We start from the raw sequence: 13058 nt of genomic DNA, 5'->3' as shown, positions 1-13058 counted from the left end.
TTCACGTTCGTTATTGAGGGAGTCCAGTGAGCACGATGATGCAGACCGGCGCTGTGGCCGAAGCCACAGCGTCATTCGCACCCCGCCTTCAGCCACGCGCCGCACGCCTGCGGATCCTCGTGGCTGATGACCAGCACGACGTCATCGAAGCCGTCCGCCTCCTCCTGGAGTCGGACGGGCTGACTACCATCGGCGCCACAACACCCGCGCAGGCCATCGAGATCGCGCGCACACAAACCGTGCACGCAGCCCTCGTGGACCTCAACTTTGAACAGGGCCGCACCAACGGCGAGCAGGGACTCGACCTCGTGGGCCGGCTGCACCAACTCGACCCCGCGCTCCCCATCACCGTGATGACGGCGTGGAGTTCAATCGGCCTCGCACTCGAGGCCATGCGCCGCGGCGCGAAGGACTTCGTTGAGAAGCCCTTTGACGATGCGCGGCTGATCGCGACGCTGCGTTCACAGGCCGAACTGGGCCAGGCCCTGCGGCGGGTGGTGGAGCTTGAGGCCCAGCTCGCCGCCACCGCGGCGTCCGACGGGGCGGCGCCTGTCTCGTTTGAAGTCATGCGCCTGCGCGAGGTGGAAGGCCAGCTCGTGCGCGGCGCCATGCAGCGGGCGCGCGGCAATGTCAGCCGCGCGGCGCGGGCCCTCGGCCTCAGCCGGTCGGCCCTCTATCGCCGGCTGGAACGTCACGGCTTGACCACGTCGGGAGAGCCAATCAAGTAACGTCGGGGTCCGGGAGTCCCGGGGTCCTGGGGTCCATACGCACACATACGGGGCGATTGCGGGAAGGCCGCAGTCGCCCCGTTCTTTTTTTGTACCGCTATCCTTAGGGCATGGAGTTTCTAAACCGGATCGTTGCCCAGACGCCTGCGTGGGCGGTGACGTCACTCGGCGCGGCGGTCCGCATCCTGCTGGTCGTCCTTCTCGCGCTTCTGGTGCTCCGCTTTATGCGCGCGGGCGTCAGGCGGCTTGAACAGTACCTGGCCGACGGACACGACCCCAACGGAAGCGAATCCGGCAAACGTGCGAAGACCCTGGGCAACCTGCTCCGCAACGTCGCCGGCGTATTGATCGCGGCAGTCGCGACGCTGATGGTCCTTCAGGAGTTGCGAATCAACATCATGCCTATCCTCACCGGCGCGGGCATCCTGGGCCTCGCCGTGGGGTTCGGTGCGCAGACGTTGGTGAAAGACGTCATCGGCGGGTTCTTCCTCATCCTCGAAAACCAGGTGCGCGTCGGTGACGTCGCCCAGATCAACGGGACCGGCGGGCTCGTGGAAGCCATCAACCTGCGCACCATCGTGCTGCGCGACCAGAGCGGCGCGGTGCACGTGTTCCCGTGTGGCGGCGTCACCACGCTCGCGAACCTGAGCAAGGACTACGCGTACGCGCTGCTCGACATTCAGGTCGCCTACAAACACGATACCGATGAAGTGGTGAATGTGATGCAGCACGTCTCGGAGCAGATGCGACTCTCGGCATCACATGGGCCGGCCATGCTCGAACCGCTCGAGGTGATTGGCATCGAAGGGTTTGGGGAGTCCTCGGTGACCATTCGCGTCCGCATGAAGACACTGCCGCTGAAGCAATGGGAGACGGCGCGCGAGTTTCGGCGCTTGCTCAAGAAGGCGTTTGAGGGCGCGGGCATCGAGATTCCGTTCCCTCAGCGCGACGCCCTGGCGCGTCACCTGGCCGCGGAAGCGGCGCTCTCCGACAACGCTAATACGCGGACTTGAGGACGGGCACCGGTGCGGCCGGTGCCGCCGGCTCGCCGCTGCGCGACTGCTGCACGATCTTGACGCCGGCGCTGGCGCCCACGCGCGTGGCGCCGGCCGCCACCATCGCCTTGAGGCCTTCGAGATCTCGAACGCCGCCGGCCGCCTTGACGCCCATGTCGGCGCCCACCACACGGCGCATGAGCGCCACGTCGGCCACCGTCGCACCGCCTGGACCGAATCCTGTGGACGTCTTGACGAAGTCTGCGCCCGCCGCCTTTGCGAGCGTGCACGCGGTCACCTTCTCTTCATCGGAGAGGTACGCGGCTTCAATGATCACTTTGCTCACCACGCCCGCGTCACGACACGGCTGCGTCACCGCCTCGATGTCGCGCTCCACCGTGCGCACATCGCCGCTCTTGAGCGCGCCGATGTTGATGACCATGTCCACTTCACGCGCACCATCGAAGATCACGCGGCGCGTTTCGTAGTTCTTGACATCCGAGGTGGTCGCCCCCAGTGGAAAGCCCACGACCGTGCATACGCCGACCGGTGTGTGCCTGAGCTGGGCGGCGCAGAACGCCACCCACGCCGGATTCACACACACGGTCGCGAAGCGGAACTCGGCGGCCTCCCGGCACAACTTCTCCATCTCGGGCCGCGTCGCGTCAGGTTTGAGTAGCGTGTGGTCGATCAACCCCGAGACCACGTCGGGCGCGCCGCCGACCGCATGGACGCCGAACCGCACGGCTCCCGCATCGATCGCTCCCTGCAGGCGCGTCGGGCAGCAGTCTTCATTGACCGAGTGGCAGTCGCAGTTCGTCGCGGGACGCCGCGACGCGGCCAGCACCTCTTCGGCGATGATCGCGATCAGTCGCGAGAGGTCAACGGTATGTGTGTCCACTAAAAGCTCTCTTCCAGGCGCCGCACCTTCAAGAGGCGCCGCAGGTACCGCGGTTCCCTCGTCGGCGTGCTCAACCAGGTGTCCACAATCTCGATGGCCTCGGCGCTGGTGATCAGTGTGGCGCCCAGAGCCAGAACGTTCGCGCCATTGTGTTCACGCGCATACCGCGCCAGCGTCACCGTCAGACACATCGCCGCTCGCACGCCGCGGATCTTGTTGGCCGCCATCGCCGATCCCAGTCCGGCGCCATCGATCACGATGCCCGCGTCGGCTTCCCCTCGCACGACACTCTTCCCCACCGCCGCCGCAATGTCTGGATAGTCCACCGCCTCGGGTCCATCAGTGCCGCAGTCATACACGGCGAGACCGGACTTTCGCAGGTGTGCGACCAGCGTCGCCTTGAGCGCCACACCGGTGTGGTCGGACCCGATGGTGACGCGGCGCACAGGCGATATCGGCGACAGGTCCGCAGGCAGCGCAGGGTCGGCGGTTCCAGCCGGCACCACGGTCACGCGGCGCTCCCGCAGCGTATCGGCCGCCAGCGGCGTCACGTGGCCCCTCGCGTCCAGTTCGACAGTGGTCCCTGGCTCGATCTGCCGCGCATCACCTTCCGTGATGATCGAGAACCTGCGCACGGCCATCTACTCTCCCACCACGCCAATGAACGGCAGGTTGCGATACTGCTCGTCGAAATCGAGGCCATACCCGACCACGAAGCGGTCGTCGATGGTGAATCCGACGTAATCCACTGGCACGTCCACTTTTCGCCGCGACGGCTTGCTCAACAGGCACGCCGTCTTGAGCGCCCGCGGCGACCGCGTGCGAAACACGTCCTGCAGATACGAGAGCGTGAGCCCCGTGTCCACGATGTCTTCAACGATCACCACATACCGGCCATCAATCGATCGGTCCAGGTCCTTCAGGATCTGGACTTGTCCCGTGGACACCGTGCCTGCGTAGCTGGAGACCGCGATGAAGTCACACGTGATCGGGCCGCCGATCTGGCGCATGAGATCCGCCATGAAGATAAACGCGCCCTTCAGCACACCCACGAGGTGAACGGGCACATCGGGGCCGGCGTCAGCCCGGATGGCCGCGGCCACGGCGTTGACGCGTTCCGCGATCTCGGCCTCGCCCAGAAACTGGGTCACGTGACTCACTGCCCCTCCTTGCGCGACACCGCGGCGCGGACCTTCTCTGCCATCGCAGTCGCTTCCTGGAGAACAGCCGAACGGTTGAGGCTGATCACCCGCCCCTGACGCATCAGCACCCGCCCGTGGACGATGGTGTTGCGCACATCGGTGCCCCGTGTCACGTAGACAAGGTGCGAGAGCGGATCGAACAGCGGCGTTTGTCGCGCGCTCGACATCGACACGGTGATCACGTCGGCCAGTTTGCCAGTCTCCAGACTGCCAATCCTATCCCCAAGTCCCAGCGCGGCGGCGCCGCGACGCGTGGCCAGTTCCAGCGCCTGTCTGGCGGGCATCGCCCGTGGGTCGCCGGTGGCATGTTTATGGAGGAGCGCTGCTGTGCGCACGGCCTCGAACATGTCCAGGTCGTTATTGCTGGCGGCGCCATCGGTGCCCAGCCCCGCCGGGATTCCGGCGCTCAACCAGCCCGTCACCGGTGCCGTGCCAGAGGCCAGCTTCATATTGCTCTCGGGATTGTGGGAGAGACCGACGCCACGCGCGGCCAGCATCTTCATGTCGGCCTCATCCACCCACACCGCATGTGCGGCGAGTGAGCGGCCGCCCCAGAATCCCAGACTGTCGAGGAACATCGCCGGCGACAGCTTGAACTGTCCGGCAATGATGCCCACCTCGTCGCGCGTCTCCGCCAGGTGGATCAAAAGCGGCGCACGATATTTGTCCGCCAGCGCGCGCGCCGCCTTCAGTGTCTCGGGTGTCAGCGTATACGGCGCGTGCGGCGCGACCGCCGGCACGATGAGCGGATCGTTCGCCCACTGAGTCAGAAACGTCTCTGAACGCGCGAGCCCTTCTTCGGGGGTCGCGGCGTCTGCCACAGGGAACCTGATGATGGTCTGGCCGAGCACCCCGCGTACGCCCGCGGCCTTGGTGACTGCGGCAATCTCTTCCTCGAAGTAATACATGTCGGCATACGTCGTGGTGCCCGACTCAATCATTTCCAGCAGAGCCAGCCGCGTGCCGACGCGCACGAACTCGGGTGAGACCGTGGCCTTCTCCGCGGGGAAGATGTACTGCGTCAACCAGTCCATCAGCGCCAGGTCATCGGCAAGCCCCCGAAAGAGGACCATTGGCGCATGTGTGTGGGTGTTGATGAGGCCCGGCATGATGACCTGGCCGCGGGCATCGATGCGCTCGCGAGCCTGATACCGCGCGTCCAGGTCGGCGGCCGTTCCGATCGCCACGATCGTCGTGCCATCGATCGCGACCGCACCGTCGGGCACCACCGTGCCGGCCGCGTCCATGGTCACCACCGTGCCTCCGGTGACGAGCAGCGAAATGGACGCGCGGTCCCCGGGCTGCGTCCGCTGCCACGCCAGGCCCGCCACAATCGCGAACAGGACCACTGCCACCCACGCCGAACGCTTCATGACTGGGATTCTATCGGCCGGAACCGCAGGTGTATAGTTTCCCGGTGTCATTCCACCTCGTCGCACACCCCGTTGCGCAGCATGCCCTGATCGCGTTGCGTGACGCCACCACGCAGCCCGCCGAGTTTCGGCAACTGGCACATCGCATCGGTCTCATCATCGCGGCCGAAGCCACGAAGGATCTGCCGACCACCGAGGTCTCCGTCCAGACGCCGCTCGAAATGACCACCGGACAGGCGATCGCAGGTGACGTGGTGGTGGTGGCGGTCCTGCGCGCCGGATTGTGCCTGGTTGATCCAGTGCTGAATTTCCTGCCGCAGGCACGGGTCGGTCATATCGGCCTGCGGCGCGACGAGCACACCGCCCAGGCCCATCAGTATTCAGGGCACCTGCCGGAGGGCCTGTCCAGCAGCCTGATTTTGCTTGTGGACCCGATGCTCGCCACCGGCGGTTCGGCGATCATGGCCATCGACATCCTCAAGGCCGCTGGCGCCCGCGCCATCCGCCTGCTCTCCATCGTCGCGGCCCCCGAGGGCGTGGAGGCCGTGGAACGGGCCCACCCGGATGTGGCGGTCTATTCTCCGGCGCTTGACCGGGAACTGAATCTCCAGAAGTTCATCGCACCGGGCCTGGGAGACTTTGGGGATCGGCTTCACGGCACGGGGGTTGTCCACAAACAGGCGTAAACTATCTGCCGAGAGGTGCTCGATGTTTCGTCCTTTACTGACTGCGAGTGTTGCCGCTGCGTTGCTGTTCTCCCAATCACCCATGCAGGGTCAGGCCAAGCCGGCCCCTGCTCCGGCCGGCCCCGTCGTGGTGCTCGAAACAGCCAAGGGCGTGGTTGAGATAGAAACCTATCCGGGCGAAGCGCCCAAGTCGGTGGCGCACTTCCTCGAATTGGCCAAGCGCGGGTTCTACCGCGGCCAGCGCTTCCACTGGGTGCAGCCCGGACTGGTGCAGGCCGGCGACCCGTTGTCGCGCGACATCACCAAGCAGAAGGAATGGGGCACGGGCGGAAGCGGCCCCAACCGATCCAACAAACCCATTGGCGTCTTCGAGCCGAGCAAGCGTAAGTTCACCCGCGGCATCGTCGCGCTGGCCTACCGGCCCACGTGGAAGCCGGAAACGGCTGACAGCATGTTCTTCATCCTGCTGGGGCCCATCCCGGCGCTCGAAGGGAAATACACGGTACTGGGCAAGGTCATCAAGGGCATCGAGGTCGCCGACAAGATCGAGATGAACGAGGTTATCAAGAACGTTACGGTCCGGTAGCGGGTGGTCATCCTTCGGGCGGCTGCGGCCTGCTTCATCTGGGTGGGCCTCGCCGGCCCGGCATTTGCCAGTGGTCTGACACTCGACGACACAGGAACGGTCCGTGTGCGCGTCGCGGGGGCCGTGGCGACTGGTGCTGCGCCGGTGGCCGTCTCTATTCAAATCGAAGACGACCCGACAACGCGGCGGACGTCGAGCATCCCTCCGGGATCGCGACTCGCATCGTTTGCCGGCCTTGCGCCCGGCACGTATGTCGTGACCGTGAGCGGCCCACCGGCGCCGGCATCGACCCTGACCGTCACGCTGCTGTCGCGTGAAGTCCTTACGCTGCTCGCGACACTGTCACCACGCCCGACACTCACGGTCGTGGACCGCCAGCACGTCGGCGAAGGCGCGGACTTCGACCCACGCTGGCTGCAGGACCTCCCCGCCGGCGGCAACGTCTGGTCGTTGATCGAGACGGCCGTTCCATTCGTGATCGCCGACCGCATGGACAACGGCGGCCTGGGCACCGGCCGTTCGGCGCTGCTCGGCAGCCGGGGCGCGTCGTGGACCACGACCGCGGTGACGTTCGGCAACGTCAACGTACTGGCTCCGAATCTGTTCGGCCTGATGCCTGTGGCACTGGACCTGAGTGCCATCGAGTCGGTGACAGTCACATCGGGCCTGGCCGAAATCGAGGCAGAGAGCCCAGGCGTACTCATCGGCCTCACGCCGCGGCGCGCGGGCGCAGGACGCAGCGGCACCGTGCAGGGGTCGTTCACGGAACCCGGAATGGTGGATCTGAATCCCTTGATGGGTGCGCCATCCATCGGCCGACTGGCCTCGTGGCGGGACATCGGCGCGCAATTTGGGGGTCCCGTCGGCGACCGGGCCGGCCTTCTCGTCTCAGGCGCTTACAGCCGCGCCCAGCACCACGAGCGCGATCGGCCGGGCTTGTGGACATCCGACAGCGCTTCCCTGTTCAGTCACCTCGTCAAGAACCGCGGCGACGGCGACCAGATTCGTATCGTGGCAGCCGCGCAACGTGTGCGCTATCCGTATGACGGCAGGCGGCAGTTCAGGGACACCAACGTCTATGAACGCGGCACGTTTCTTCAATCGAGCGCCGCCTGGGAACGCGTGGGCTCCGCGGGCAACCGCGCCGGTGTATCACTCGCCTTTCAGCGGGGCGCCTTCACCCCCGATGTCACAAACCCCGAGGGCGGCACCGTGGACCGCGTGACGGAAGGAATTGTGCCCAGGCCGGCAGCGGACATGGTCTCCTCTCAGTGGGACGCGGCGGCGCACGTGGCGCCGCGACTGCTCTCATGGCGGAACATGGCGCATGAACTGCGCGCCGGCATCACCGCGCGCCGGGCCGCCGCCACAAGCGAAGTGTTATCGCTGCCCATCGTCGCCGAGCAAGTGGGCGGGATCGCTGCCCGCGTGTGGCTGCCCTCGAGTCCCGCGTCGGCGTCGAAGCGACGCCTGCTCCACGGCTCGGCCTATGTGGCGGACCGCATGGCCCTGGGATCGAGCTTCACCATGGACGCCGGTGTGCGCGTCGATCTTGCCAGTGGCTCAGCAGAGGGCGCGGCTAATGGCATCAACTGGCGCACCGTCTCCCCGCGCGTCTCGTTCCAGTGGAGCCGCGGTGCCTTTGCCATTTTTGGCGGCGCCGGACGTTACGCCGATCCGCTGACCCTCTCCATGCTCGCGTACGGTGACCCCGGCGAGACGGTGTCGAACGTGCACCGCTGGTTTGACCTCGATGGCGATCGTCGATTTGATACCGGGGAACTCGGCGTGTTGGTGTCACGCGCCGGCTGGGGTTCGTCAGTGGCGACCATTGATCCGGACCTTCGCGCGTCGCGCACGAGCGAACGGACGATCGGCATCGAGATGCGGCATCGACAGGTATTTGTGTGGCGCGCCGCCGCCATCTGGCGCAATCAGTCGGCGATCCCCGGCTCGATCAACACCGGTGTGCCGGCGTCCAGCTACCGCGCCGTGTTCATTGCCGACGCAGCCGAGGACTGGGACGGCCCGGCTGACGACAAACCACTGGTCGTGTTTGATCGCCTCCCCGAGAGTTTCGGTAAAGACGCGTATCTGCTGACCAACCCCGCCGAGGGCAACGCGAAGTATGAAGGCATCGAGACCACCTGGACGCTCTCCACGCGCCGCCTGCGCGTCTTGTTCGGGGTGATGGCGTATCGCACCCGCAGCTGGGTGGGCCATCTCGGATTCGGTCCGCTTGAAAACGATCAGAGCGTGGTGGGTGATGTCTTCGAGCAGCCGAATGCGCGGCCCGTGGTGCAAGGCAGCTACTTCTTCGACCGCTCGTATGTGGCCAAGTGGTCAACCAGTTACCGGGCGCCCGGTGACATTCGCGTTGGATTCTCGGCACGTTACCAGGACGGCCAACCCTTCTCACGCGTGGTCATCGCTGAGAATCTGGCGTCCGGCGCCCAGATGATCCACGCCTACCGTATTGGCCGCACACGGTTCACGTACACACTCACGCTCGACATCAGACTGGAAAAAGGATTCACGATTGCGGGCCGCCGCTCGGCACTGCAGCTCGACGTCTTTAACGCCACGCGTCACAACAACGAAGTGGAGGAAGACGTCCTGACGACACCCAACTTCAGGCGCCCAACCGCCGTGCAGCCACCGCTGACCTTCCGCGTCGGCTTCCGTATCGGCCTCTAGGACAATCAAAACGACCTCTGAGGTAATTACCGTCGGCAGTGACCGGTAATTACCTCAGAGGTCATTTCGGTCTACTGCCGTTCCCAGAGCCGCAACTCGTCGATCGCCCACCAGAGATTGGCTCGCCCACGTTGGCGAATCAAGACACGCGAGGTGACGTACGACGGCAGGTCGAGAGAGGCCACGGGCCGCTCCGGCGACACTTTCCAGCCACGCCCCAATTGCGGCAGGAGGGACCCGGCAAAGAGCAACGTCTCGGCGCCTCCGCCTCCCCTGCCGGTCGCCACGATCTCCAGCAATCGTGGATAGTGAATGTCGCTGCGTGGGTGCATGACGAAGTCAATGCGAGCGAGGTTACGGGGCCGGTCGAAGTCAATCGCCACCCATTCTGATCCGTCCTGAGACCGGCTGACCCACCGCGAGCTGGCGTTGCCATCCATCGCCAGGAGAATGCGGTCGGCATTCTCGGACGCCGACAACGAAATGGCCTCGCTGGGAATTCCCGTCAGCACCTGCTCGACCGGCGTCGCGACGGGCCCGGGATCGATCTCCCAGATCACGACGTTCTCGAAACGGCCGCGTTCGACGAGTGCGGCGTCAGCTTCGAACACGTCGTACAAGCGTGCCTCGATGCCTGGATCGCGAAACGAGTGGCGGCGCATCATCACGTAACGCACACCCAGGCCACGCAGGAACGAAACCGCCCGAGGCAGCTCTTCGGGTACAACCAGCGGCGAGGCGGATCCGCTCAGCCACTGCACAAGCGGCGTATCCGCCCGGCCAACGCCGTCCACCACCGGATGCCGGTGCTTGAGCGCTCCGTACTGCTGGTGCATCGTGAACCTGCCGCCCAGGGTGGCCATTGGCAGCACGAGCACCGGACCGGTGGGCTGCCCAATCAACCACTCATACGCGGCATCGTCGCCCGCGCCACTCGCCAGGGCATTCGTCATGACCGGCAGTGGGCCGCCATACCCTTCCCACACGATGATGGCGCCTACCAAGGCTGTCACGATCACCAGCGGGCGACGACTTATCCCCCTGGTCGCACGCGCTGCCCCGATGGCGGCAAGCACGGTGAACGCCAGGATGGCCACTACGCCGAACCGTGCCGGCACGCGCATCGCGTCAAAGAGAGGCAGATGCACCGCGAGCCACTCGTACACTTTCGGAATCGGCAGCGCGTGGCCCCACGCGCGCGGTTCCGGCCCAAGCGACGCGAGCACGGCGGCGACCGCCAGTGCGAGATAGGCCCAGCGCCACCGTGTCACCAATCTCCGCCCGCCCATCGGGACCAGAGCGACTGCTGCGAGGACGAGGATGACGAAGCCGGGAAAGAGGTGTCCTTCATCCTGGGCCACTGCGCTCAACCACCGAGCCGCGGGCAGGGCCGGGTGCACGTTCATATACGTCCCCAGGTCGGCACTGTAGGCCACGAGATCGCCTGGTGTGGGTTCACGCGCGACCCACACGTGGTAATAGGCCACGACTGTTGAAGACAGCAGGACGGCGGCCGCAAGGCCCGCGAGGGCCATCCGTCGAAGCGCCACCGCACTCACGCCGTACCGGATGGCGCCGGCCAGCCCGACGAAGCCGCAGGCCATGGCCACTTGAAAAGCCGAGTACCCGCTCGAGGACACCTGCAGCAACACGGCCGCGACACAGACCAGCCAGAACGACCATCGATGCGTGCGGAGCGCGCCATGCAGCGCCCATAACACCAGCGGCAGCCAGGCACTCCACAACACATGCAGGTGCGTGAGTTGTGCCCAGCGATACGGCGTGAAGGCGAAGCCGAATCCGGCGATGAGGGCCGCGCTTCGACTGCCTGTGACGGTGAGGGCGAGCAAATACGCGGTGGTTCCCGCCACGACAAACGACAGCAGGAACGCAATGTTGTATGTCAGCGTGGGATTGCCGAAGATCCACTGCACGGGCGCCACGATCACTGCCACGCCGAGCAGGTTCTCTGAATAGGCCAGCGTGTTCAGGTACGGATAAAAAATCGGCGGGGTCCAGAACCCGTCCAGCCCGTACGGCAAGCGGTCCGCACCCCAGGCCAGCACCCACGCGTTCAGCTTCGAGTCGGACGCCGCGATCGGAAAGTGGTCCGCCATCACGCCGAACAGAGGCCACATGACAAACGCCGTCACAGCAGTGAACACGGCCGCCACCAGCGCGATCTCACGGAGCCTCGGGACCTTCGGCGATAGGAGCTCCATGCGTGGTAGCCATCCTACCCCGTCCGGGCTATCGAATGGTCTGCCGGTCTTTGTCGCTGATCTTGCAGCGATGCTCGCCCGCATCAGACATGAAGACCACCACGTCCACGGTGGATGGTGGCAGCGCCCGGAACGCCACGAGGTCGAACGTGGCGCTCATGTTGGTGTCTGGAAGCGGACGATGGGTGCGGGTCTTGCTGTTCCAGGTGCCTTCGGTCCCGGTATAGACGGCCGGCGCCATCGGCTTGAGCACCACCGGCTCGCGGGAACCCGCCGGCCGGGCCCGCAGCACGATATCCGCGCGATACGAACCGCGCTGCGTAAACATGTTTAACCGGCGCTCGTCCTTGGCAAACTCCGGTAACACCCACATGCCCGGCGCGCCGGGCAGTGGCTCGGCGAGACTGGCTGCGGTGAGTGTGTGGTCACGCCTGGCGGTCACCGTGAGGAACGGACCGCCCAGCGCGAGACTGACGTCGTCTGGAGTAAACACACGCCCCTGCGCCTTGGCTTCGCGCGCCGCGCGCATTGTGCGGCCAGTCGGGCCTTCCACGATGATGTCGAAACCGTTCTCGCCTGACGCGCGGCATTTTTTTTGAAGCGACTTACCGGCCTGGCCTTGTTTGATGGCGTCGGCCACTTCCGATGGTGTGAGGTAGACCTGTTGCGCACGAACTGGGGCCAGTCCGGCGGTGACGATCGCGGCGATGAGCAGCTTGATCATGATGACCGGCCGTTCTACCCGATGGTGACCAGATTGCAGATCCCCGAGGGCAACCGTCGCCTGCCCGCTCACTGGCCCGCCAGCCGTAGCTGCGAGCGAAGCGAGCGTTTAGCGAAGGTTGGTGGGCGCTACTGGACTCGAACCAGTGACCCCCGCCGTGTGAAGGCGGTGCTCTACCAACTGAGCCAAGCGCCCAACCGAATCAAACCCGACAAGCGTATCGCACCAGGCGCCCGCTCGCCAAGTCGCCGCGCGAAAATTATCCGATAAACAGCGCGTCGTCGTCGTCGCGGTCGTATCGGCCGCGATCCTGGCGCGCGCGAAACACGGCCAGCGCGGCCTTGACGCCGGCCATCACGGCCGCGCCCTGGCGCACCGGCCGGATCAGGGTGTCCTGCACCGTCTGCATCGTCTCGTCAATCCGCAGGGCCGTGCTCTCAAACAACTGATCGACCCGTTCGACCTGCGTCAGTGCCAACGCGCTCACCCGCCCGGCGTCATCGGCAATCTTGTGCGCCTTGGCGATGAGCGGAGTCAGTTCGCGCCGCAGATCGCGCGTGGCCTCCGACGCCTCGCGCGCGACCTGCGACAACCGCAGAAGCACCGCGATCTGCAGGATCGCCATCACGGCCACCGCGACCGCGATGACGCCGAGCCAGACCTCGGTCACAGAGTCTCCTTGCGGGTCTGTTCAAACGCCTCTTTCCCCCGCTCCACCGCGGCCCCAAGGTTCTCGCGCTGGCGTTTCAGGAACTCACGACCGTCGCGGGCCACCGCCTCGGCCTTGTCGCGCCCCTCGCGCGCCTTGTCCTTGATACGCCGGCGTGTCTCTTCGCCCGTGGCCGGGGCATACAGCAACGCCACCGCCGCGCCGGCCGCCGCACCCAGCACAAACGCCATCAGCACCGGAACCGCCGAGTTGTTGTCATTCGACATGCTGTTCT

The 13058-nt window shown here is 65.7% G+C and carries 13 protein-coding genes and 1 tRNA gene; 5 read left to right on the top strand and 9 right to left on the bottom strand.

Annotated features, from left to right (window positions below; translation table 11 throughout):
- Nucleotides 1-35: 35 nt before the first annotated feature.
- Both IPL75_03670 and IPL75_03665 read left to right on the top strand, forming a co-directional pair.
- On the top strand, nucleotides 36-728 hold the full coding sequence (locus tag IPL75_03670; GenBank protein MBK9239361.1) for a DNA-binding response regulator: 693 nt from the start codon (nucleotides 36-38) through the stop codon (nucleotides 726-728).
- A gap of 110 nt (nucleotides 729-838) precedes the next feature.
- A complete protein-coding gene (locus IPL75_03665) occupies nucleotides 839-1741 on the top strand; it encodes a mechanosensitive ion channel (GenBank protein ID MBK9239360.1) in 903 nt (300 codons plus the stop codon).
- Here the strand turns inward: IPL75_03665 and deoC are convergent.
- From deoC to IPL75_03645, 4 genes are all read right to left on the bottom strand, one after another.
- A complete protein-coding gene (deoC, locus tag IPL75_03660; protein ID MBK9239359.1) occupies nucleotides 1725-2429 on the bottom strand; it encodes a deoxyribose-phosphate aldolase in 705 nt (234 codons plus the stop codon). The genes IPL75_03665 and deoC overlap by 17 nt on opposite strands.
- A gap of 194 nt (nucleotides 2430-2623) precedes the next feature.
- Nucleotides 2624-3265: an RpiB/LacA/LacB family sugar-phosphate isomerase gene (locus tag IPL75_03655; protein ID MBK9239358.1), complete on the bottom strand. Its 642-nt coding sequence runs from the start codon at nucleotides 3263-3265 to the stop codon at nucleotides 2624-2626.
- A complete protein-coding gene (hpt, locus tag IPL75_03650) occupies nucleotides 3266-3784 on the bottom strand; it encodes a hypoxanthine phosphoribosyltransferase (protein MBK9239357.1) in 519 nt (172 codons plus the stop codon).
- Entirely contained in the window at nucleotides 3781-5199 is a 1419-nt protein-coding gene (locus IPL75_03645; GenBank protein ID MBK9239356.1) for an amidohydrolase, read from the bottom strand. Before IPL75_03645 ends, hpt begins: the two co-directional genes overlap by 4 nt.
- A gap of 44 nt (nucleotides 5200-5243) precedes the next feature.
- On the opposite strand from IPL75_03645, the gene upp reads away from it, so the two are divergent.
- From upp to IPL75_03630, 3 genes are read left to right on the top strand one after another with little or no spacing between them, the layout of a single operon-like run.
- The gene (gene upp / locus IPL75_03640) at nucleotides 5244-5885 is read left to right on the top strand and encodes a uracil phosphoribosyltransferase (GenBank protein ID MBK9239355.1); all 642 of its coding nucleotides are present in this window, start codon (nucleotides 5244-5246) and stop codon (nucleotides 5883-5885) included.
- A gap of 22 nt (nucleotides 5886-5907) precedes the next feature.
- The gene (locus IPL75_03635) at nucleotides 5908-6471 is read left to right on the top strand and encodes a peptidylprolyl isomerase (protein MBK9239354.1); all 564 of its coding nucleotides are present in this window, start codon (nucleotides 5908-5910) and stop codon (nucleotides 6469-6471) included.
- Between the two features lie 3 nt (nucleotides 6472-6474).
- Nucleotides 6475-9168 carry a hypothetical protein gene (locus IPL75_03630; protein ID MBK9239353.1) on the top strand — a complete coding sequence of 898 codons (2694 nt, stop codon included), beginning with the start codon at nucleotides 6475-6477 and terminating at the stop codon, nucleotides 9166-9168.
- A gap of 71 nt (nucleotides 9169-9239) precedes the next feature.
- Here IPL75_03630 and IPL75_03625 read toward each other — a convergent pair whose 3' ends face one another.
- The 5 genes from IPL75_03625 to IPL75_03605 form a co-directional block, all read right to left on the bottom strand.
- On the bottom strand, nucleotides 9240-11390 hold the full coding sequence (locus tag IPL75_03625; protein MBK9239352.1) for a hypothetical protein: 2151 nt from the start codon (nucleotides 11388-11390) through the stop codon (nucleotides 9240-9242).
- A 28-nt stretch (nucleotides 11391-11418) separates the two neighbouring features.
- On the bottom strand, nucleotides 11419-12114 hold the full coding sequence (locus tag IPL75_03620; protein MBK9239351.1) for a hypothetical protein: 696 nt from the start codon (nucleotides 12112-12114) through the stop codon (nucleotides 11419-11421).
- 119 nt (nucleotides 12115-12233) lie between these two features.
- Nucleotides 12234-12309 (bottom strand) — tRNA-Val (locus tag IPL75_03615).
- A gap of 64 nt (nucleotides 12310-12373) precedes the next feature.
- On the bottom strand, nucleotides 12374-12784 hold the full coding sequence (locus tag IPL75_03610) for a DUF948 domain-containing protein (protein ID MBK9239350.1): 411 nt from the start codon (nucleotides 12782-12784) through the stop codon (nucleotides 12374-12376).
- The gene (locus IPL75_03605) at nucleotides 12781-13050 is read right to left on the bottom strand and encodes a YtxH domain-containing protein (GenBank protein ID MBK9239349.1); all 270 of its coding nucleotides are present in this window, start codon (nucleotides 13048-13050) and stop codon (nucleotides 12781-12783) included. The genes IPL75_03610 and IPL75_03605 overlap by 4 nt, the downstream gene beginning before the upstream one ends.
- Nucleotides 13051-13058 lie beyond the last annotated feature (8 nt).

The sequence above is a fragment of the Acidobacteriota bacterium genome (genome assembly GCA_016716905.1).
Classification (GTDB): Bacteria; Acidobacteriota; Vicinamibacteria; order Vicinamibacterales; family SCN-69-37; genus SYFT01.
Note: the sequence above shows the minus strand (reverse complement) of the source record. Positions and strands in the feature narration are given on the sequence as shown.